This is a genomic window from Amycolatopsis vancoresmycina, from assembly GCF_000716785.1.
Lineage (GTDB): Bacteria > Actinomycetota > Actinomycetes > Mycobacteriales > Pseudonocardiaceae > Amycolatopsis > Amycolatopsis vancoresmycina.
In genome coordinates this window covers 181229-200335 of record NZ_JNYY01000004.1, presented here as the reverse complement: position 1 = coordinate 200335, position 19107 = coordinate 181229, and the positions used below count along the sequence as shown (strand labels likewise).

Here is a 19107-nt window from a genome sequence, read left to right as displayed (position 1 = left end):
TGGTAGCTCATGGCCGCACAACTCCGGGAACTCCGGTCGCGCATCAAGGCGACCAAGTCGATCGGCAAGATCACCAAGGCGATGGAGCTCATCGCCACCGCGCGCATCACCAAGGCGCGGGCTCGGGTCGCCGCTTCCCGGCCGTACGCGGACGAGATCACCAAGGTGCTCTCGGCGCTGGCCGGCGCGGCCACCACGCTCGACCACCCCATGCTGGTCGAGCGCCCGAACCCGAAGCGGGCCGCCGTCCTGGTCGTGACCAGTGACAAGGGCCAGTGCGGTGGGTACAACTCCAACGTGCTGCGCGCGACCGAAGAGCTGCTGGCCCTCCTCCGCTCGGAGGGCAAGGAGCCCCAGGTCTACGTCACCGGCAACAAGGGGCTGAACTACTACCGGTTCCGGGGCCGCGAGGTCGTGGACGGCTGGACGGGCTTCTCCGACCAGCCGGGCTACACCAACGCGGTCCAGGCCGGCGAAGCCCTGGTCGAGTCGTTCATGCGCGGCGTCGACGACGAGCACGGCAACGCCGACGGCATCACGGGTGTCGACGAGATCCACATCGTCTACACCGAGTTCGTGTCGATGCTGACCCAGCGGCCGACGGCCAAGCGCGTCGCCCCGCTCGAGGTCGAGTACTCCGAGGGAGAAGAGGAGAAGCCCGCCGGGCTGCTCCCCAGCTACGAGTTCGAGCCCAGTGCCGACAAGCTGCTGGACTCGCTCCTGCCGAAGTACATCAACACGCGGCTCTACGCGGCCCTCCTCGAGTCCGCGGCGTCCGAGCTGGCCGCCCGCCGGACGGCGATGAAGGCCGCGTCGGACAACGCGAACGAGCTGGTCGGCAACCTGACGCGGGAGATGAACCAGGCCCGCCAGGCGCAGATCACCCAGGAGATCTCCGAAATCGTCGGTGGCGCGAACGCGCTCACCGCAGCAGGAAGTGATGATTGATGACCAGTACTGAAGCCCCGCGCGCCAAGGGGCGCATCGTGTCGGTGACCGGTCCGGTCGTCGACGTCGAGTTCCCGCGCGGTTCCGTGCCCGACCAGTTCAACGCCCTCAAGGTCGAGATCGAGTTCGAGCAGCTGCGCAAGACGGTGACCCTCGAGGTCGCCAGCCACCTGGGCGACAACCTCGTCCGCACGATTTCGCTCCAGCCGCAGGACGGCCTGGTCCGCGGCGCCGAGGTCACCGACACCGGCGGCCCGATCACCGTCCCGGTCGGCGACAAGGTCAAGGGCCACGTCTACAACGCCCTCGGCGAGTGCCTCGACGAGCCCGGCTACGGCGAGGACCTCGAGCGCTGGGGCATCCACCGCAGCGCCCCGTCCTTCGACCAGCTCGAGGGCAAGACCGAGATGCTGGAGACCGGCCTCAAGGTCGTCGACCTGCTCACCCCGTACGTCCAGGGTGGCAAGATCGGCCTGTTCGGCGGTGCCGGCGTCGGCAAGACGGTGCTCATCAAGGAGATGATCACCCGTGTCGCCCGGAACTTCGGTGGTACGTCGGTGTTCGCCGGGGTCGGCGAGCGCACCCGTGAGGGCAACGACCTCTTCCTGGAGATGTCCGAGGACGGCGTCATCAACGACACCGCCCTCATCTTCGGCCAGATGGACGAGCCGCCGGGCACGCGCATGCGCGTCGCGCTGTCCGCGCTGACCATGGCGGAGTACTTCCGCGACGTCCAGAACCAGGACGTGCTGCTGTTCATCGACAACATCTTCCGGTTCACCCAGGCCGGCTCGGAGGTGTCGACCCTGCTGGGCCGCATGCCGTCCGCCGTGGGTTACCAGCCGACGCTGGCCGACGAGATGGGGCAGCTGCAGGAGCGGATCACCTCGACCCGGGGTCGTTCGATCACCTCGATGCAGGCGATCTACGTCCCCGCGGACGACTACACCGACCCGGCCCCGGCCGCGACGTTCGCCCACCTGGACGCCACCACCGAGCTCTCCCGGTCGGTGTTCCAGAAGGGCATCTTCCCGGCGGTGGACCCGCTGGCGTCGACGTCGACGATCCTCGACCCGGCCATCGTCGGCGAGGACCACTACCGCGTCGCCTCCGAGGTCATCCGGATCCTGCAGAAGTACAAGGAGCTGCAGGACATCATCGCGATCCTCGGGATGGACGAGCTCTCGGAAGAGGACAAGCTGACCGTTCAGCGCGCGCGCCGCATCGAGCGGTTCCTGTCGCAGAACATGCTGGTCGCCGAGGCGTTCACGCAGATCCCGGGCTCGACGGTGCCGCTGTCGGAGACCATCGAGTCGTTCGACCGCATCGCCAAGGGTGACTTCGACCACTACCCGGAGCAGGCGTTCCTGGGCATCGGTGGCCTCGAGGACCTCGAGAAGAAGTACAAGGAAATCACCAAGAAGTGAGTTCCTGACGACGGCGGGGGCAGTGTCCTATGTGGACTCGGGCCCCCGCCGTTCTCATAGCTTGAGTCAGACCTATTACACTCGGTGGCAACACCCCGAGTTAAGGAGTGCTACGTGGCCGAGATGTCCGTGGAGCTGGTGGCCGTCGAGCGCCGTCTCTGGTCGGGTACCGCCACTTTCGTGGTGGCCCAGACCACCGAGGGTGAGATCGGCATCATGGCCGGTCACGAACCCGTGCTCGGGCAGCTCGTCGAGGGTGGCGTGGTCAAGGTGACGACCACCGACGGTGAGACGGTCTGCGCGGCCGTGCACGGGGGGTTCCTCTCCGTCACCGGCACCGGGGTGAGCATCCTCGCCGAGAGCGCCGAGCTTTCCGACGAGATCGACGTCGAGGCGGCCAAGGCGGCCCTGACCGGGGACGACGAGACCGAGCGGGCGAGGGCCTCGGCCCAGCTCCGCGCAGCGGGTCAGTCGGCCTGAGCGCGAGACGGGCAGGAGCCGGGCCGTGAAGATCACCGTGGTCGTAGTGGGGCTCCTGATCGTGCTCGCGGTGCTGGCCGCCTGGTACGGCCAGCGGTGGATCCGGATGCGCCGCGGCGGTGGCGTGAGCGTCGCACTGCGGTGGCGTCCGGACAACCCGCGGTCCAGCTGGCACCTGGGGCTGGGCCGCTACGAGGGCGACGAGTTCGTCTGGTACCGGGTGTGGAGCCTGCGGACCGGCGCCGACCGCGTCTTCCAGCGGGAAAGCATGCAGATCGCCGACCGCCGCGACCCGTCCGGCACCGAGGCCTACGCCGTTCCGGAGGGCTCGACGGTGCTGCGGTGCGAGTCGGAGACCCAGGAGGCGATCGAGATCGCCATGGGTCCGGGCGCACTCACCGGCTTCCTTTCGTGGCTCGAGTCCGCCCCACCCGGGCGGCGCCTCCCGCGCGCCTCGTAGCGGGCCTACCGTGGAGGCCATGATTCTCATCGTGGTCAAGTGGCCGGTGAAACCCGAGTACGCGGAAAGCTGGCCGGAGATCGTCGCGGACTACACCGCGAACACCCGTGCCGAGGACGGCAACCGGTTCTTCGAGTGGTCCCGCAGCCTCGAGGACGAGAACACCTACGTGCTGGTCGAGGGTTTCGACGGCCAGGACGCGGCGGTCGCGCACGTCGGCTCCGACCACTTCAAGTGGGCGGTCGGGAACCTCGGCGCGTACATCAGCGACAACCCGCAGATCATCAACGTCCAGGACGCCTCCGACTGGGGCCCGATGGCGGAAATCGCGCCGCACTAAACTCGGGGTGTGACCCTCGTCGAGATCCCCGGCTCCAAGTCCGTCACCGCCCGTGGCCTCTTCCTGGCCGCCGCCGCGCACGGCACCACCGTCCTCGGCCGCCCGCTGCACTCGGACGACACCGAGGGCTTCGCCGAGGGCCTGGTCAAGCTGGGCTACCGGGTCGACCGGCAGCCGGAGGCGTGGACCATCGAGGGCCGCCCCGCGGGGCCCGGGGTCGCTTCGGCGGACGTCTTCTGCCGCGACGGCGCGACGACGGCCCGGTTCCTGCCCGCGCTGGCCGCGGCCGGCACCGGGACGTTCGCCTTCGACGCGTCCGACCAGATGCGTCGCCGCCCGCTCGGGCCGCTGACCGACGCCCTGCAGGAGCTGGGCGTCGACCTGGAGTTCCGCGGCGAGCCGGGCCACCACCCGCTGACGGTCCGCGCGAACGGCATCAAGGGCGGCGAGCTGACCCTGGACGCGGGGTTGTCGTCGCAGTTCCTGACGGCGTTGCTGCTGGTCGGGCCGCTGACCGCGGAGGGCCTGCGCATCACGGTCACCGACCTCGTGTCGGTGCCGTACGTCGAGATCACGCTGGAGATGATGCGCCGCTTCGGCGTCGACGTCCGCCGCGAGGGCCAGACGTTCGTGGTCCCGGCGCAGCCGTACCAGGCGTGCGAGTACCCGGTGGAGCCGGACGCGTCGACGGCGAGCTACTTCCTGGCCGCGGCCGCGGTCACCGGCCGCACGGTGACCATCCCGGGGCTGGGCTCCGACGCCCTGCAGGGGGACGTGAAGTTCTCCGACGTGCTGCGCGAGATGGGCGCGCACGTCGAGCTGACGCCGGACTCGGTGACGGTCGCCGGCCCGTCGGACGGCCTTCGCGGCGTCACGGTCAACATGCGCGACATCTCGGACACGGTCCCGACCCTGGCGGCGATCGCCCCGTTCGCGTCCGGCCCGGTGCGCATCGAGGACGTCTACAACACCCGCATCAAGGAGTGCGACCGGCTCGACGCGTGCGAGGAGAACCTGCGCGCGATGGGCATCGAGGTCGAGACGGGCCGCGACTGGATCGAGATCCAGCCGGGCGAGCCGACGGGCACCCTGGTCACATGCCGCCGCGACCACCGGATCGCGATGGCGTTCAGCATCACCGGCTTGCTGACCGAAGGCATCACGCTGGACGATCCGGACTGCGTGAAGAAGACGTTCCCCGGCTTCCACCAGGCGCTGGGCGCGCTGCGGGAGAGCTGGGGGATCTAGGGCTGCCCGCCCGGCTGCCACAGGACGTCGCCGTCCGGGTTGGCCAGCCGGGCGAGGATGAACAGCAGGTCCGAGAGCCGGTTCAGGTACTTCACCGCCACCGGGTTCGTCGTCTCCGGCTCGGCCTCGTGCACAGCCCAGGCCGACCGCTCCGCCCGCCGCGCCACCGTGCGCGCCTGGTGCAGGAACGCCGCGCCCGGCGTGCCGCCCGGCAGGATGAACGACGTCAGCTTCGGCAGGCGCTCGTTGAACTCGTCGCACCAGCCTTCCAGGCGCTCGACGTACTTCTCGGTGATCCGCAGCGGCGGGTACGGCGGGTCGTCGGAGATCGGTAGGCAGAGGTCCGCGCCGACGTCGAAGAGATCGTTCTGCACCGCACGCAGCACGTCCGTCACTTCGGACGGCAGCGCACCGACCGCGATGGCCAGGCCGAGCACCGAGTTCGTCTCGTCGGTGTCCGCGTACGCGGCCAGGCGAGCCGAGGTTTTGGGCACGCGTGACCCGTCGCCGAGCGCGGTCGTGCCGTTGTCGCCGACCTTCGTGTAGACGCGGTTGATGCGAACGACCATGAACCCACCATAGCGGCCCCCGCCCGGGCCGAATCCGGGCGAGAGGGCATGATTGGCGGCCATGAGCGAGCACTTCGACGTGCATGGCGGAGCCCGGCTGGTCGGCGAGGTCGACGTGGTCGGCGCCAAGAACAGCGTGCTGAAGCTGATGGCCGCGGCCCTCCTCGCGGAGGGCACCACGACCATCACGAACTGCCCGCAGATCCTGGACGTCCCGCTGATGGGCGACGTGCTGCGGAGCGTCGGCTGCGAGGTCGTCATCGAGGGCGACACGGCCACCATCACGACGCCGGCCGAGCTGTCGCACCGCGCGGACTCCGCAGCGATGGGCAAGCTGCGCGCGTCCGTCTGCGTGCTGGGGCCGCTGGTCGGCCGGCTGAAGCAGGCCGTCGTGGCGCTGCCGGGCGGCGACGCGATCGGCTCGCGCCCGCTGGACATGCACCAGAACGGCCTGCGCAAGCTGGGCGCGACGAGCACGATCGAGCACGGCTGCGTCGTCGCGAAGGCCGAGACGCTGGTCGGCGCGCAGATCTGGCTGGACTTCCCGAGCGTCGGCGCGACCGAGAACATCCTGATGGCGGCCGTGCTGGCCGAGGGCACCACGGTCATCGACAACTGCGCGCGCGAGCCGGAGATCGTCGACATCTGCACGATGCTGACCGAGATGGGCGCGAAGATCGAAGGCGCCGGGACGTCGACGCTGACGGTGCACGGCGTGGAGCAGCTGCACCCGACGACGCACAGCGTGATCGGCGACCGGATCGTGGGCGCGACCTGGGCGTTCGCCGCCTCGATGACCCGCGGCGACATCACCGTGCGCGGGGTCAACCCGCACCACCTCGACCTGGTGCTGAACAAGCTGCAGCTGGCCGGCGCGGACGTCGAGACGTTCGGCGACAAGGGTTTCCGCGTGGTCCAGCCGGAGCGCCCGAAGGCGGTCGACTGGGTGACGCTGCCGTACCCCGGCTTCGCGACCGACCTGCAGCCGTTCGCGGTGGCGCTGTCGGCGGTGTCGGAAGGCACGTCGATGATCACGGAGAACGTCTACGAGGCGCGCTTCCGGTTCATCGAGGAGATGGTCCGGTTGTCGGGCGACGCCCGCACCGACGGCCACCACGCGGTGGTCCGCGGGGTCGAGAAGCTCTCGAGCGCGCCGGTCTGGGCGTCGGACATCCGCGCCGGCGCCGGGCTGGTGCTGGCGGGCCTGTGCGCGGACGGCGTCACCGAGGTCTGGGACGTCTTCCACATCGACCGCGGCTACCCGCACTTCGTCGAGAACCTCAACCGCCTGGGCGCGAACATCAAGCGCGTCGCCGGCGAGCCCGACCGGAAGTGAGTTAGCCGCGGTTAACGGGAACCGGCCGGCTCAGCCGCCCTGCGCGCCGAGCGCGCGCAGGGCGTACGCCACCAGCCGGTCCACGTAGTCCGGCTCCGCCTCGGCCTGCCGGACCACCAGGCGCCAGTAGATCGGCGCCGCCAGGACGTCGAGCGCCAGCTCCATGTCCAGGTCCTCCGGGAGTTCGCCGCGCGCGATGGCGCGGCGCAGCATCGCCTCGCCGACCTCGCGCCGCGGCCCGCCGATGGCCCCGCGCAGGCCGTCGCCGTAGCCCGGGTTGCGGGCGTCCTCCGCGACCAGGTCGGGCAGGATCCGCGAGAACAGCGGGTGCGTGAGCCAGTCGATCAGCGCCTGCATCGTTTCGCGCAGGTCGCCGCGCAGTGAACCGGTGTTCACGTCGGCCGCGCGGGCCACGCTGAAGTCCGTCACCACGGACGCGATCATGTAGGCCTTCGACGTCCAGCGCCGGTACAGCGCGCTCTTGCTGACGCCGGCGCGTTTCGCGACGGCTTCCATCGAGAGCCGCCCGTAGCCCTGCTCGGCGAGTTCCCACATGACGGCCTCGGTGATCGCCTGCGTGACCTCGGGCTGGAGGACCGCGGCGCCGGTCGGGGTGCGTGCCATGGGCGCAGTGTAGCGGGTGGACGGGACGGTACCGTCCCGTCTATGGTTGACGTCGGGACGGTACCGTACCGTCCAAACGTCGAGGGAGGCTGCGATGCGCGACTTCGTCGAGCACGCGCTCGAACTGCTGCTCAAGCACGACATGACCGGGTTCGCCGGGCTCTGGGCCGAGGACGGCGTCCTCGAGTTCCCGTTCGCCGGCCCGGGCTACCCGAAGCGCGTCGAAGGGCGCGACGCGATCCGCGAGTACCTGCGGGACTACCCGAACCTGCTCGACATCCGCGAGATCACGGCCAAGACCGTGCACGAAACGACCGAGCCGGGCGTGGTCGTCGCCGAGTTCACCGCCGCCGGGGTCGTGGTGGCCACGCAGCGGCCGTACGAGCTGTCGTACATCGCCGTGATCACGGTCGAGGACGGTGCGATCCGCACCTACCGCGACTACTGGAGTCCGCAGGCCGCGGCGGAGATCCTCGGCGGCGTCGACGCGCTGACGGCGGCGTTCAGTGACTGAAATTCTGGTCCTCGGCGGCACCGGCACGACCGGCCGCCGCGTCGTGGCGGGCCTGCGCGCGAACGGCGTCACCGCGCGGGCGGCCACCCGCAAGCCGGCGGAACCCGGGCAGGTCCGGTTCGACTGGGCCGACCGCGCCACCCACGCCGGTGCGCTGCGCGGGGTGTCGGCGCTGTACCTGCTGCCGCCGATCGGCGAGGCCGAGCCCGCGCGGCTGGTGGAGCCGTTCCTCGGCGACGCGCTGGCCGCCGGCGTGCGGCGGGTCGTGCTGCTCAGCTCGTCGGCCGTCACCGCGGACACGCCCGGGCTCGGCGACCTGCAGCGGCTGGTGCGTACCGCGCCGGAGTGGGCCGTGCTGAAGCCGTCGTGGTTCATGCAGAACTTCACCGGCGAGCACCTGGTCGCCCAGGGTGTCCGGGACGGTGAGATCGTCACGGCCACGGGCGATGCGCGGGTCGCCTTCGTCGACGCCGGCGACATCGCCGCCGTCGCCGTCCGCGCGCTGACCGACGCGGCACCGCACAACGCGGAGCACGTCCTGACCGGCCCGGAGGCCATCAGCTACGCCGAAGCCGCAGCGATCGTTTCCGCGCACCTCGGACGGACGGTACGGCACCGTCCCGTCGCCACCGCGGAGTTCGCCACGCGGCTGACCGCGGCCGGGTTCCCCGCCGGGTTCGCCCGCGTGCTGGCCGCGCTGGACGAAGACGTCCGCCGCGGCGCCGAAGACCGCATCACCCGGACCGTCGAGCAGATCGCCGGCCGGCCCGCCCGTTCGTTCGCCACTTTCGTGCAGGAGGAACTCCGATGAAGCAGCTGATGTTCGAAGAAGATGTGCAGTTCTGGTTCGAGACCCTGCGCCTGTTCGGCCACGCGGCCTACGGCGGTTCGGACTTCGGCGAGGTCGTCGCCGCGGCGTCGGCCGTGACAGCGGGCGACTACGACAGCTGGCACGACGCCTACCGCGCCATGGCCGACCGGCTGTACGCCGAAGCGGCCGACGCGGGCCCGGTGACGGCGCGGGACCTGCTGCTGCGCGCGTCGACGTACTACTTCTCCTCGGAGTTCTTCCTGCACGGCAACCCGGCGGACCCGCGGATCGCGGCGGCCTACGACCGGAGCGTCGAGTGCTTCCGGCGTGCGGGTGTCGCGGAGCCGGTCGAAATCCCTTACGAGGGAACGGTTCTCAGCGGGTACCTCTACCGCGCGCCCGGTGCCGGGCCGAAGCCGTTGCTGATCATGCACAACGGGTTCGACGGCAGCGCCGAGGAGCTGCACTACATGGGCGCGGCCGCCGGCGCGGAGCGCGGCTACCACGTGCTGACCTTCGACGGCCCCGGGCAGCCGAGCGCGATCCGGCGGGAGAAGCTCGTGTTCCGCCCGGACTGGGAGCACGTCGTCACGCCGGTCGTGGACTTCGCGCTGACGCTCGACGGCGTCGACCCGGCGCGGATCGCGCTGCTCGGCGTAAGCCTGGGCGGGGAGCTGGCGCCGCGCGCGGCGGCGTTCGAGGACCGCCTGGCCGCCGTCGTCGCGGTGGACGGCGTGTACGACGCGGGTGCGGCGGTGACGTCGATGCTGCCGTGGCCGCGCGAGGAGATCGTCCGCCGGGCCCGCGCCGAGCACGACGAGGAATTCGACGCCCTGCTCGCCGCGGGACGGCAGGCGAGCCCGACGCTGCGCTGGGCGTGCGACCACGGCCGGTACGTCCTGGGCGCGGCGACGGATCGCGAGTTCGTGGCGAAGTACCTCGAGTACACGCTCGAGGGCGGCGTGGCGGAGAAGATCACGTGCCCGGTCCTGGTGTGCGAAGCGGCCGACGACCTGTTCTTCGGCGGCACGCAGGAAACCGAGCCGCGGAGGCTGTACGCGCACCTGGACGCGCCGAAGACGCTGCTGACGTTCACGGCGGAGGAGGGCGCGGACGCGCACTGCCACGTCGGCGCCCAGCGGCTCGCGGCGGGCCGGATCTACGACTGGCTGGACCGGACGCTCTAGCTTTCGAGCGCGAGGGCGGCGCCGAAGCCGACGAGGGCGGTGCCGGTCGCGCCGTCCAGCACCCGGCGGACCCGGCGCCGTCCCAGCCAGCCACGGACGCGGTGCACGAACAGCAGCAACAGCACCTGCCACACCACGCCCAGCGCCGCGACCGTGTACGCCAGCAGCAGCGCGTCACCCTGGCCGGTCACGCCGGGCGTCAGGAACTGCGGCAGCACCGACAGGTACAGCACGATCACCTTCGGGTTCGTGATGTTGGAGAGGAACCCCTCCCGGAACCGCCGTCCCCGGGTCGCGCGGGCGCGGCGGACGTCGGCCAGGGCGTCGTAGTCGCCGCGCCAGGCGCCTCGCAGCGCCTGGATCCCCAGGAACACGAGGTACGCCGCACCGGCCCACTTGAGCGTGAGGAACACCGGCTGCGACCGGGTGAGCACCGCGCCCAGGCCGAGGGCCGCCGCCGTGCCCTGGAGGAAGTTCGCCACCGAGATGCCCGCGCACGCCCAGGCGCCGCCGCGGGGGCCGCCGGTCAGGGCGTTCTTCAGGACGATCATCGTGTCCGGGCCGGGCATCATCGCCAGGAACGCCATCATCGCGGTGAAGCCCGCGTACGTGCTCCAGGTCATCAGGACTCCAGGGCCAAAGCGGCGCCGAAGCCGAGCAGTGCCGTGCCGGTCACGCCGTCGAGGGCGCGGCGGACCCGGCGGCGCTCCAGCCACGCCCGCACGCGGTGCACGAACGCCAGCAGCACCAGCAGCCACAGCACGCCGAGCACGGCGACCGTGTACGCCAGGGCCAGCGCGTCCCACGTCGTCGTGCGGACCGGGTCGAGGAACTGGGGCAGCACCGACAGGTACAGCACCAGCACCTTCGGATTGGTGATGTTGGAGAGGAAGCCCTCGCGGAACCGCCGGAACCCGCCGCCGCGGCGCCGCTGCGCCTGCTCGACGACGTCGTACTTCCCGCGGAACGCCCCGCGCAGCGCCTGGAAACCGAGGAACACGAGGTAGGCCGCGCCGGCCCACTTCAGCGCGATGAACACCGGCTGCGACCGCGCGATCAGGACGCCGAGGCCGAGCGCCGCGGCACTGCCCTGCACCGCGTTGCCGGTGAAGATCCCCAGCGACGCGAGCAGCCCGCCGCGGAACCCGCCGGACAGCGCGTTCTTCAGCATGACCATCGTGTCCGGGCCCGGCGCCAGCACGATCAGGACCACGATGACCAGGTAACTCCCGTACACACTCCACGTCACGGCTCCCCACGCTAATCGACGGCCGCCGCCGGGTCTCGCGGATTTCGGCCACACCGCCGCGGCACTCGGCGGGAGGGGTCCCGGCGGAGTAGTGTTCGGCCATGTCAGCAGGGGAAATCGATCTTTCGCCCGGGGAACGCGTGCTCTGGGCGGGGGAGCCGGTCCAGCGCCCGCTCTACGTCGCCGCGGACGGGGTGACCGCCCCTGCCGGGCTCGTCCTCACCGCCGCCGCGCTCTGGTTCCTGCTGGTGAAAGCGCCGAGCGGCGCGGCGATGGCCGCGGCGGTGGTGGTGCTGGTGATCGGGTTGTACGGGGCCGTCGGCCGGTCGGTCGTCCGCTACCTCGCCCTCGGGCGCACGACGTATGCACTGACGGACAGCCGGATCATCGCGCGCTCGGGACTGTTCCGGCAGAAGGAACGCGCCAGCGAGCTCGCCGGGCTGCCGGCCCCGGTCCTCAAGCCGGGGCCGTCCCGCACCGGGACCATCTCCTTCGGCGGCCCGGGCACGGTGACGCTGATGGGCATCGGCGAACCCAAGCGCGTCCGCGACCTGCTGACCAAGGCCATCGACGAGGCCACGGCCCGCCAGGCGCCGCCGGAATCGGGCAGCTCGGCCGCCTGAGCGGGCAACCGGCACGGGCACCCGGAGCGTCACCCGGCAAAGAACGCCGGGAGGCCGCCGTGGAAGAACCGATCATCGTGCTGCTGCCGGGGGAGCGACTGCTGTGGTCGGGACGGTCCCGTCGCGTCGTTCCGACCGGCCGCGAGTGGTTCCGCATGGCCTTGGGCTCGCTCCTGGTGGCCGGGCCGGTGGCCGCCGGGCTGTCGGACCCGGCCGGCGGGTTCCCCGTCGTGGCCGCGGTCTTCGCGGCCTTCGGTCTCGCCATTGCCTGGGGACCGGTGCTCTGGCGGCTCCGGACGACGCGCCGCGCGGTGTACACGGTGACCGATCAGCGCGTCTTGGTCGCCGACCGCGTCTCGGGCCGCACCCGCGAGGAGTACCTGAGCGACCTGGAGCCGCCGATCCTCGATCCCGGCCAGGACGGCACCGGCACGCTGACGTTGAGGCGGCTCGACGCGTCGGTGAACGTCTTCGGCGTCCCGGTGCCGGTGCGGAACGGGTCGGTCCCGATCGAGCTGTTCACCGTGCCGGACGCCGCCCGGCTCTGCCGGTTGATCGAGGAGGAGCAGGACTGGCATTGAGCGCCAGTCGTCACCCGGACGTGTCCGATTCCACTGCCCAGCTATGTTACCGGCGGGTACACTCGACGGATCGCCCACCGCCGGAGGTGCCCCGTGCCGTACCCAACGGATCGAGAACGAGACCGCCCGTGGGTGATGCGAACCTACGCGGGACATTCCTCGGCGGCCGCATCGAACGAGCTCTACCGGCGCAACCTCGCGAAGGGGCAGACCGGCCTTTCGGTCGCCTTCGACCTGCCCACCCAGACCGGCTACGACCCGGACCACCAGCTCTCGCGCGGTGAGGTCGGCAAGGTCGGCGTGCCGGTGTCGCACATCGGCGACATGCGGCAGCTGTTCGACGGCATCCCGCTCGCCGAGGCCAACACGTCGATGACCATCAACGCGCCGGCCATGTGGCTGCTCGCGCTGTACGTCTCCGTGGCGCGCGAGCAGGCCGAGGCCGAGGGCCGCGACGTCGACGAGGTGCTCGCGAAGCTCGCCGGCACCACCCAGAACGACATCATCAAGGAGTACCTGTCCCGCGGGACCTACATCTTCCCGCCGGGGCCGAGCCTGCGGCTGATCACCGACGTGATCGCGTGGACCGTGCACCACGTCCCGCAGTGGAACCCGATCAACATCTGCAGCTACCACCTGCAGGAAGCCGGTGCGACGCCGACGCAGGAGGTCGCGTACGCGCTGTGCACCGCGATCGCCGTGCTCGACGCGGTCCGCGACTCCGGGCAGGTCGACCAGGCCGACATGGCGAAGGTCGTCGCGCGGATCTCCTTCTTCGTCAACGCCGGTGTCCGGTTCGTCGAGGAGATGTCCAAGATGCGCGCGTTCACCGCGCTCTGGGACGAGCTCACCCGCGACCGCTACGGCGTGACGGACCCCAAGGCCCGTCGCCTGCGCTACGGCGTCCAGGTCAACTCGCTCGGGCTGACCGAGGCGCAGCCGGAGAACAACGTCCAGCGGATCGTGCTGGAGATGCTCGCGGTGTCGCTCTCCCGCGGCGCCCGCGCCCGCGCGATCCAGCTGCCGGCCTGGAACGAAGCCCTCGGCCTGCCCCGGCCGTGGGACCAGCAGTGGGCGCTGCGGATGCAGCAGGTGCTCGCGTTCGAAACCGACCTGCTGGAGTACGAGGACATCTTCGACGGCTCGCACGTCATCCAGGCCAAGGTCGACGAGATCATGGCCGGTGCCCGTGAGGAGATCGCCCGCGTGCAGGACCTCGGGGGCGCGGTCGCCGCGGTCGAGAGCGGCTACATGAAGTCGCAGCTGGTCGCTTCGCTGGCCGAGTACCGCCGCGGGATGGAGCACGGCGAGCGCGTCCTGGTCGGGGTGAACAAGTTCGAGACGACCGAGCCGTCGCCGTTGCAGGCCGAGGGCGCGAAGGCGATCGAGACGGTCGACCCCGCCGCCGAGAAGGCCGCCATCCAGGCCATCGAGGAATGGCGTGGCCAGCGCGACAACGCCGCCGTCGAACGGTCACTGGCCACGCTGAAGGAGCGCGCGCAGACCGCGGAAAACCTCTTCGAGGCCACTGTGGACTGTGCGCGGGCCGGCGTGACCACCGGCGAGTGGGCGGGCGCGCTGCGCGAGGTGTTCGGCGAATACCGGGCGCCCACCGGGGTTTCCGCCTCCGCGGTCGCCGGCACGGGCGACCCCGAGCTGGAGCGGGTGCGCGCGCGGGTCCGGGAAACCGAGGCGGAACTGGGCGAGCGGCTGCGGATCCTGGTCGGCAAGCCGGGCCTCGACGGGCACTCCAACGGCGCCGAGCAGGTCGCCGTCCGGGCGCGCGACGCCGGTTTCGAGGTCGTCTACCAGGGCATCCGGCTGACCCCCGAGCAGATCACCGCGGCCGCGGTGCAGGAGGGCGTGCACGTCGTCGGCCTGTCGGTGCTCTCCGGCTCGCACCTGGAGGTCGTCCCGCAGGTCGTCAACGGCCTGCGGGCCGCGGGCGCGGGGGACGTGCCGGTGATCGTCGGCGGCATCATCCCGCCGGACGACGCCGCGCTGCTGCTCGAACGCGGCGTCGCCCGGGTGTTCACGCCCAAGGACTACGAGCTCACCGGGATCATGGCCGGCATCGTGGACCTGGTCCGGGAGCGGCACGGCCTCAGCTGAGCCCGGCCAGGATGTCCTTTGTGGACTTCACGGTGGCGAACTGGTTCGCCAGGTTCGCCGCCGTGACGCGGTACAGCTCGTCCGCGGTCACGACGTCGCCGTCGAGGCCCGGCAGGTCGAACGTGAACGTCGCGTCGAGGGCGAAAGTCACGTCGTAGCCGAGGTTCCCGCCCATCCGGGCGGTGGTTTCGCAGCAGAAGTTCGTCTGGATGCCGCCCAGGACGAAGCTCGTGATGCCGCGTTTGCGCAGCCACGCGTCGAGGTCGACGTCGCCGAGGAACGCCGAGTTGACCTGCTTGCCGAACACCAGGTCCGGCCGCGCCCCGTCGAGTTCGGGCTTGAAGTCGTTGCCCGGCTGTCCGGGCCGCAGCGGCGAGCCCGGTTCCCGCGAATCGTGGTGCACGAGCACCACCGGGAGCCGGCTTTCCTGCCACGCGTCGAGCAGGGCCTTCATGTTCGCTTCGGCGCCCGGGTTGTTGCGCGGACCCCAGAAGCCCGGCTCGTCGAACCCGCGCTGGACGTCGATCAGGATGAGTGCCGTTTCGGTCATGCCGTCGAGTTTCGCGGCTTGCGCGGGGCCGCGGGGAGTGGCAGAAGGTGCGCGATGCGGTACTTTCCTGCCATGCGCACGATCGGCGTCCTGCTGCTGCCGGGTACCCGGGTGTTCGACCTCGCGGTGCTCGGCGAGGTCTGGGGCCAGGACCGGACCGACAGCGGGATCGGCCCGTTCACGGTCCGGCTGTGCAGCCCCGGCCGGGTCCGCACGCCCCTGTCGCCGTTCGGTGACGTCGCGGCCACGCACGGGCTCGCCGGGCTCGGCGGCTGTGACCTCGTGCTGGCGCCGGGCCGCGACGACCCGGGCGCGCCGGTTCCGCCGGCCGCCGTCGCGGCGCTGCGCCGGGCGCACCGGGCCGGGGCGACCGTCGCCGCGCTGTGCTCCGGCGCGTTCACGCTGGCCGCCGCCGGGCTGCTCGACGGCCGCCCGGCGACCACGCACTGGCGTGACCTCGACACGCTCGCTCGCGCCGCGCCGCGCGCGGACCTGCAGCGCGACGTGCTCTACACCGACGACGGCGGCGTCCTGACGTCCGCGGGTGTCGTCGGCGGCCTCGACCTCTGCCTCCACCTGGTCCGGCGCGACCACGGCGCCGACGTCGCCGCTGCCTTGGCGCGCCGGCTCGTGATGCCGTCGGCGCGCGAGGGCGGCCAGCGGCAGTACGTCGACCACCCGCTGCCGCCGTCGGCGGCCCAGCCCGGCCTGGCGTCCACTATGGACTGGGCGCTGGCCCGGCTGGCCGCCGGGATCGGCGTCGAGGACCTGGTCGGGCACGCGCGGATGAGCGAGCGGACGTTCCACCGCGAGTTCGCCGCGGCCACCGGCGTGACGCCGGGACGCTGGCTGCGCGTCCAGCGCGTCCGGTACGCGCAGCGGCTGCTGGAGACGACGTCGCTGCCGGTCGACCGCGTCGCCGAGCGGTCGGGCCTGGGCACGGCGGCGAACCTGCGGCGGCGGATGCGCGCCGAAGTCGGCGTCGGCCCGGACAGCTACCGGCGCACGTTCCGGTCCGCAGGCGCTACCGTCGAGGCATGTACCAGCACCTCCTCGTGAAGCGCGACGGCGACACCGTCACGATCACCATGAACCGGGCGGCGCGGCGCAATTCGCTGTCCGCGGACCACCTCGCCGAGCTGCTCGCGGCCTTCCGCGAGGCCGGCACGTCCGACGCGACCGGTGTCGTGCTGGCCGGCGACGGCCCGGTGTTTTCGGCCGGCCACGACTTCGGCGACGTCGCCGCCCGCGACCTGATGGGCGTGCGCGAGCTGCTGACGCTGTGCACGGAGCTCATGCACACGATGCAGTCGATCCCGCAGGTCGTCATCGCGCGGGTGCACGGCCTGGCCACCGCGGCGGGCTGCCAGCTGGTGGCGTCGTGCGACCTGGCGGTGGCCGCCGAGTCGGCGGGGTTCGCGCTGCCGGGCGGCAAGGGCGGCTGGTTCTGCCACACGCCGGCGGTGCCGGTGGCGCGGTCGATCGGCCGCAAGCGGCTGATGGAGCTGGCGCTGACCGGCGACGTCATCGACGCGCCCACGGCGTTGGACTGGGGCCTGGTCAACCGGGTCGTCCCCGACGAGCAGCTGGACGACGCCGTCGCGGAGCTGCTGGCCCGTGCGACGCGCGGCAGCCGCGCCAGCAAGGCGATGGGTAAGGTGACGCTCTACGCCCAGCTCGACCGGCCCGAAGCCGACGCGTACGCGATCGCGCTGGAGGTCATGGCCGCGGCGTCGCAGCTGCCCGGCGCACGCGAGGGTATGGCGGCCTTCCTGGAGAAGCGCAAGCCCTCCTGGCCGGACTGAACCGTCCCGGTTCGTCACAGAAATTTTTCCGTGACTGCAGAACGTACCATACGGTATGGTATGGCCATGGCGGGCAAGCGGGACTGGCTGGACGCGGGATTGGTGCTGCTGGCGGAGCAGGGCGCCCCGGCGGTGACGATCGAGCGGCTCGCCGAGCGGCTCGGGCTGTCGAAAGGCTCGTTCTACCACCACTTCAAGGGCATGGGCGGCTACCGCACGGCCCTGCTGGAGCACTTCGAAACCGAACGCACCACGCGGTTCGTGGAGCAGGCCGAAGGGGCGGGAGAGGACCGGCTGCACGTGTTGCTGAGCCTGGTCCTCGCGCCGGGACCCGGCCCGGAGCTGGAGATCGCCGTCCGGGCGTGGGCCCTGCAGGACGCCGAAGCGCGCGCGGTCCAGGAGCGCGTGGACGCCACCCGCGTCGCCTACCTGACCGAGATCAGCGGCGACGCGGATCTCGCGCGGGCGCTGTACCTGGTCGTCGTCGGCGCCGGGCAGGTCGTGCCGCCGCTGACCGGCCGCGGGCTCAAGAACGCGCTGGAACTCGTACTGGGGAGACGGAAATGACCGAGCCGTACGCCGACGGGGCCGACTACGTCGAGTTCAAGGAAATCGAGAGCGAGAACAGCCTGCGCGAGTTCGTCGCCGGCGTGTTCGGGTGGTCGCCGGCCTGGGTGAAAGCCCTGTTCGGCGTCCGGTACGTGCTCGCCAAGGCGCTGCGGCTGGACACCGCGTCCGTGCCGCGGACCGGCCGCCTCCGGCCGGAGGACATCGGGTTCGCGCCCGGCGACCGCGTGGCGTTCTTCACCGTCCGGTCCGGCGATCCGGAGCGCTACCTGGTGGCCGGCGTGGACGACAGCCACCTGACCGCGTACCTGACGGTCGAGGCGCTGCCGCGCGGCTTCCGGCTCGGCACCATCGTGCACTTCCACAACCGCGTCGGCCCGGCCTACTTCGCGCTCATCAAGCCGTTCCACCACCTGGTGATCCGGGGGATGCTCAAGGCCGGTGCCGCTCGGCCAGCATGAGCTGGGCCCACGCGGCGATCGACTGCGCGTCGGTGATCTCGCCGGTGACGATCATCTTGTCGATGTCCTCGCGGTCGAACCACGCGCTGCGCATGTCCTGCTCCTCGTGCTCGCGCTCCGGTTCGCCTTCGGTGATGTCCGTGGCGAGGAACACCCAGCCGCGCTGGCTGCTCATGCCGGCCGCGACGTCGAGCTTGCCGAGCGGGACCATCGAGCCCGCGCGCAAGCCCGTCTCCTCGCGCAGCTCCCGCGCGGCGAGCTCGCCCGGCGGCACGTCGGCGAGGTCCGGCGCGGTGCCCTGCGGGAACTCCCAGCGCCGCTGCCCGAGCGGGTAGCGGAACTGCTCGACCAGCCGGAACCGGTCGCCGTCCCGGGCGATGACGAGCGCGTACGTCGGCTTGTCGATCACGCCGTAGATGCCGGCCGAGCCGTCGGAGCGGCGGATCTCGTCCTCCCGCACGGTCATCCAGTTGTTCCGGTACACCTCGCGGGACGCGACACGCTGAATGGGGTCCACGCGCCCAGTATCACCGACCCTGTCCTACCCTCCTCGGGTGCGTCTCGTGATCGCGCGGTGCCAGGTCGACTACGCCGGCCGGCTGACCGCCCACCTGCCGATGGCCACCCGCCTGCTGCTCGTCAAGTCCGACGGCTCGGTGTCGGTGCACTCCGACGACCGTGCGTACAAGCCGTTGAACTGGATGAGCCCGCCGTGCTGGCTGATCGAGGACGGCAAGCTCTGGATCGTGGAGAACAAGCAGGGCGAGAAGCTGGTGATCTCGATCGACGAGGTCCTCCACGACCATTCCCAGGCCCTCGGCGCGGAACCGGGCCTGCAGAAGGACGGCGTCGAAGCGCACCTGCAGGAACTGCTGGCCGAGCACATCAAGACCCTCGGCGACGGCTACACGCTGGTCCGCCGCGAATTCCCGACGGCGATCGGCCCGGTCGACATCATGGCCCGCGACGCCGACGGCCGTTCGGTCGCGGTCGAGATCAAGCGCCGCGGCGAAATCGACGGCGTCGAGCAGCTGACGCGCTACCTGGAACTGCTCAACCGCGACCCGCTGCTGGCCCCGGTGCAGGGCGTGTTCGCGGCCCAGATCATCAAGCCGCAGGCCCGCACGCTGGCCGAGGACCGCGGCATCCGCTGCCTGACACTGGACTACGACGAACTCCGCGGCATCGAGTCCGACGAGTTCCGGCTGTTCTGAC

24 protein-coding genes are annotated in these 19107 nt (G+C 71.3%); 18 read left to right on the top strand and 6 right to left on the bottom strand.

Annotated elements, in window-relative coordinates; all coding sequences use genetic code 11:
• The first annotated feature begins 9 nt into the window (after positions 1-9).
• The 6 genes from OO60_RS10715 to aroA all read left to right on the top strand — a co-directional run bounded on the left by OO60_RS10715 (position 10) and on the right by aroA (position 4903).
• Positions 10-948, top strand: a complete 939-nt coding sequence (locus OO60_RS10715) for a F0F1 ATP synthase subunit gamma (RefSeq protein ID WP_003102664.1) — start codon at positions 10-12, stop codon at positions 946-948.
• A complete protein-coding gene (gene atpD / locus OO60_RS10710; protein WP_003102661.1) occupies positions 948-2375 on the top strand; it encodes a F0F1 ATP synthase subunit beta in 1428 nt (475 codons plus the stop codon). Before OO60_RS10715 ends, atpD begins: the two co-directional genes overlap by 1 nt.
• Before the next feature lie 114 nt (positions 2376-2489).
• A complete protein-coding gene (locus OO60_RS10705; protein ID WP_003102658.1) occupies positions 2490-2855 on the top strand; it encodes a F0F1 ATP synthase subunit epsilon in 366 nt (121 codons plus the stop codon).
• 25 nt (positions 2856-2880) lie between these two features.
• Positions 2881-3315: a DUF2550 domain-containing protein gene (locus tag OO60_RS10700; protein WP_003102655.1), complete on the top strand. Its 435-nt coding sequence runs from the start codon at positions 2881-2883 to the stop codon at positions 3313-3315.
• A 19-nt stretch (positions 3316-3334) separates the two neighbouring features.
• Complete coding sequence (locus OO60_RS10695; RefSeq protein WP_003102652.1) at positions 3335-3655, top strand: putative quinol monooxygenase; 321 nt, start codon at positions 3335-3337, stop codon at positions 3653-3655.
• A 9-nt stretch (positions 3656-3664) separates the two neighbouring features.
• Positions 3665-4903, top strand: coding sequence for a 3-phosphoshikimate 1-carboxyvinyltransferase (aroA, locus tag OO60_RS10690; RefSeq protein WP_003102649.1), 1239 nt, complete (start codon positions 3665-3667; stop codon positions 4901-4903).
• On the opposite strand, the gene OO60_RS10685 is transcribed toward aroA, so the two are convergent.
• A complete protein-coding gene (locus OO60_RS10685) occupies positions 4900-5472 on the bottom strand; it encodes a cob(I)yrinic acid a,c-diamide adenosyltransferase (protein WP_003102646.1) in 573 nt (190 codons plus the stop codon). The two genes, aroA and OO60_RS10685, sit on opposite strands and share 4 nt — an antisense overlap.
• Before the next feature lie 61 nt (positions 5473-5533).
• Here OO60_RS10685 and murA point away from each other — a divergent pair, with 61 nt between their 5' ends.
• Positions 5534-6808 carry a UDP-N-acetylglucosamine 1-carboxyvinyltransferase gene (gene murA, locus OO60_RS10680; protein WP_003102645.1) on the top strand — a complete coding sequence of 425 codons (1275 nt, stop codon included), beginning with the start codon at positions 5534-5536 and terminating at the stop codon, positions 6806-6808.
• Between the two features lie 30 nt (positions 6809-6838).
• On the opposite strand, the gene OO60_RS10675 is transcribed toward murA, so the two are convergent.
• The gene (locus tag OO60_RS10675; RefSeq protein ID WP_003102640.1) at positions 6839-7432 is read right to left on the bottom strand and encodes a TetR/AcrR family transcriptional regulator; all 594 of its coding nucleotides are present in this window, start codon (positions 7430-7432) and stop codon (positions 6839-6841) included.
• Between the two features lie 94 nt (positions 7433-7526).
• Here OO60_RS10675 and OO60_RS10670 point away from each other — a divergent pair, with 94 nt between their 5' ends.
• Genes OO60_RS10670 through OO60_RS10660 form a run of 3 tightly spaced genes read left to right on the top strand, consistent with a single transcriptional unit; the run spans position 7527 to position 9944 of the window.
• Positions 7527-7946, top strand: coding sequence for a nuclear transport factor 2 family protein (locus tag OO60_RS10670; RefSeq protein ID WP_003102638.1), 420 nt, complete (start codon positions 7527-7529; stop codon positions 7944-7946).
• Positions 7939-8757, top strand: coding sequence for a Rossmann-fold NAD(P)-binding domain-containing protein (locus OO60_RS10665; protein WP_003102635.1), 819 nt, complete (start codon positions 7939-7941; stop codon positions 8755-8757). The genes OO60_RS10670 and OO60_RS10665 overlap by 8 nt, the downstream gene beginning before the upstream one ends.
• Positions 8754-9944 (top strand): alpha/beta hydrolase family protein, encoded by a 1191-nt coding sequence (locus OO60_RS10660; RefSeq protein WP_003102633.1) that lies wholly within the window; start codon positions 8754-8756, stop codon positions 9942-9944. Before OO60_RS10665 ends, OO60_RS10660 begins: the two co-directional genes overlap by 4 nt.
• Here the strand turns inward: OO60_RS10660 and OO60_RS10655 are convergent.
• Both OO60_RS10655 and OO60_RS10650 read right to left on the bottom strand, forming a co-directional pair.
• On the bottom strand, positions 9941-10567 hold the full coding sequence (locus OO60_RS10655) for a LysE family translocator (protein WP_003102631.1): 627 nt from the start codon (positions 10565-10567) through the stop codon (positions 9941-9943). The two genes, OO60_RS10660 and OO60_RS10655, sit on opposite strands and share 4 nt — an antisense overlap.
• The gene (locus OO60_RS10650; protein ID WP_033261275.1) at positions 10567-11193 is read right to left on the bottom strand and encodes a LysE family translocator; all 627 of its coding nucleotides are present in this window, start codon (positions 11191-11193) and stop codon (positions 10567-10569) included. Before OO60_RS10650 ends, OO60_RS10655 begins: the two co-directional genes overlap by 1 nt.
• A 101-nt stretch (positions 11194-11294) precedes the next feature.
• Here OO60_RS10650 and OO60_RS10645 point away from each other — a divergent pair, with 101 nt between their 5' ends.
• From OO60_RS10645 to OO60_RS10635, 3 genes are all read left to right on the top strand, one after another.
• Positions 11295-11816: a YdbT family protein gene (locus tag OO60_RS10645; RefSeq protein WP_081655958.1), complete on the top strand. Its 522-nt coding sequence runs from the start codon at positions 11295-11297 to the stop codon at positions 11814-11816.
• A gap of 59 nt (positions 11817-11875) precedes the next feature.
• Positions 11876-12397, top strand: coding sequence for a hypothetical protein (locus OO60_RS10640; RefSeq protein ID WP_003102627.1), 522 nt, complete (start codon positions 11876-11878; stop codon positions 12395-12397).
• 93 nt (positions 12398-12490) lie between these two features.
• Complete coding sequence (locus OO60_RS10635) at positions 12491-14509, top strand: protein meaA (protein ID WP_081655957.1); 2019 nt, start codon at positions 12491-12493, stop codon at positions 14507-14509.
• Here the strand turns inward: OO60_RS10635 and OO60_RS10630 are convergent.
• Complete coding sequence (locus OO60_RS10630) at positions 14502-15059, bottom strand: cysteine hydrolase family protein (RefSeq protein ID WP_003102624.1); 558 nt, start codon at positions 15057-15059, stop codon at positions 14502-14504. The genes OO60_RS10635 and OO60_RS10630 overlap by 8 nt on opposite strands.
• 72 nt (positions 15060-15131) lie before the next feature.
• On the opposite strand from OO60_RS10630, the gene OO60_RS10625 reads away from it, so the two are divergent.
• The 4 genes from OO60_RS10625 to OO60_RS10610 all read left to right on the top strand — a co-directional run bounded on the left by OO60_RS10625 (position 15132) and on the right by OO60_RS10610 (position 17892).
• Complete coding sequence (locus tag OO60_RS10625; protein WP_033261274.1) at positions 15132-16118, top strand: GlxA family transcriptional regulator; 987 nt, start codon at positions 15132-15134, stop codon at positions 16116-16118.
• Positions 16097-16864 carry an enoyl-CoA hydratase-related protein gene (locus tag OO60_RS10620; protein ID WP_003054270.1) on the top strand — a complete coding sequence of 256 codons (768 nt, stop codon included), beginning with the start codon at positions 16097-16099 and terminating at the stop codon, positions 16862-16864. Before OO60_RS10625 ends, OO60_RS10620 begins: the two co-directional genes overlap by 22 nt.
• 66 nt (positions 16865-16930) lie before the next feature.
• Positions 16931-17431, top strand: a complete 501-nt coding sequence (locus OO60_RS10615) for a TetR/AcrR family transcriptional regulator (RefSeq protein WP_240490550.1) — start codon at positions 16931-16933, stop codon at positions 17429-17431.
• A complete protein-coding gene (locus tag OO60_RS10610; RefSeq protein WP_003054275.1) occupies positions 17428-17892 on the top strand; it encodes a DUF2867 domain-containing protein in 465 nt (154 codons plus the stop codon). The genes OO60_RS10615 and OO60_RS10610 overlap by 4 nt, the downstream gene beginning before the upstream one ends.
• On the opposite strand, the gene OO60_RS10605 is transcribed toward OO60_RS10610, so the two are convergent.
• A complete protein-coding gene (locus tag OO60_RS10605; RefSeq protein WP_003054280.1) occupies positions 17864-18409 on the bottom strand; it encodes an NUDIX domain-containing protein in 546 nt (181 codons plus the stop codon). The genes OO60_RS10610 and OO60_RS10605 overlap by 29 nt on opposite strands.
• Before the next feature lie 37 nt (positions 18410-18446).
• On the opposite strand from OO60_RS10605, the gene nucS reads away from it, so the two are divergent.
• Positions 18447-19106: an endonuclease NucS gene (gene nucS, locus OO60_RS10600; RefSeq protein ID WP_003054282.1), complete on the top strand. Its 660-nt coding sequence runs from the start codon at positions 18447-18449 to the stop codon at positions 19104-19106.
• Position 19107: the final 1 nt, after the last annotated feature.

Bases quoted from the DNA above. Each gene is read 5' to 3' on its own strand.
- OO60_RS10715 (WP_003102664.1), top strand. From the start codon at position 10: ATGGCCGCACAACTCCGGGAACTCCGGTCGCGCATCAAGGCGACCAAG.
- atpD (WP_003102661.1), top strand. From the start codon at position 948: ATGACCAGTACTGAAGCCCCGCGCGCCAAGGGGCGCATCGTGTCGGTG.
- OO60_RS10695 (WP_003102652.1), top strand. From the start codon at position 3,335: ATGATTCTCATCGTGGTCAAGTGGCCGGTGAAACCCGAGTACGCGGAA.
- OO60_RS10685 (WP_003102646.1), bottom strand. From the start codon at position 5,472: ATGGTCGTTCGCATCAACCGCGTCTACACGAAGGTCGGCGACAACGGC.
- murA (WP_003102645.1), top strand. From the start codon at position 5,534: ATGAGCGAGCACTTCGACGTGCATGGCGGAGCCCGGCTGGTCGGCGAG.
- OO60_RS10675 (WP_003102640.1), bottom strand. From the start codon at position 7,432: ATGGCACGCACCCCGACCGGCGCCGCGGTCCTCCAGCCCGAGGTCACG.
- OO60_RS10670 (WP_003102638.1), top strand. From the start codon at position 7,527: ATGCGCGACTTCGTCGAGCACGCGCTCGAACTGCTGCTCAAGCACGAC.
- OO60_RS10660 (WP_003102633.1), top strand. From the start codon at position 8,754: ATGAAGCAGCTGATGTTCGAAGAAGATGTGCAGTTCTGGTTCGAGACC.
- OO60_RS10655 (WP_003102631.1), bottom strand. From the start codon at position 10,567: ATGACCTGGAGCACGTACGCGGGCTTCACCGCGATGATGGCGTTCCTG.
- OO60_RS10645 (WP_081655958.1), top strand. From the start codon at position 11,295: ATGTCAGCAGGGGAAATCGATCTTTCGCCCGGGGAACGCGTGCTCTGG.
- OO60_RS10630 (WP_003102624.1), bottom strand. From the start codon at position 15,059: ATGACCGAAACGGCACTCATCCTGATCGACGTCCAGCGCGGGTTCGAC.
- OO60_RS10625 (WP_033261274.1), top strand. From the start codon at position 15,132: ATGCGCACGATCGGCGTCCTGCTGCTGCCGGGTACCCGGGTGTTCGAC.
- OO60_RS10620 (WP_003054270.1), top strand. From the start codon at position 16,097: ATGTACCAGCACCTCCTCGTGAAGCGCGACGGCGACACCGTCACGATC.
- OO60_RS10615 (WP_240490550.1), top strand. From the start codon at position 16,931: ATGGCGGGCAAGCGGGACTGGCTGGACGCGGGATTGGTGCTGCTGGCG.
- OO60_RS10610 (WP_003054275.1), top strand. From the start codon at position 17,428: ATGACCGAGCCGTACGCCGACGGGGCCGACTACGTCGAGTTCAAGGAA.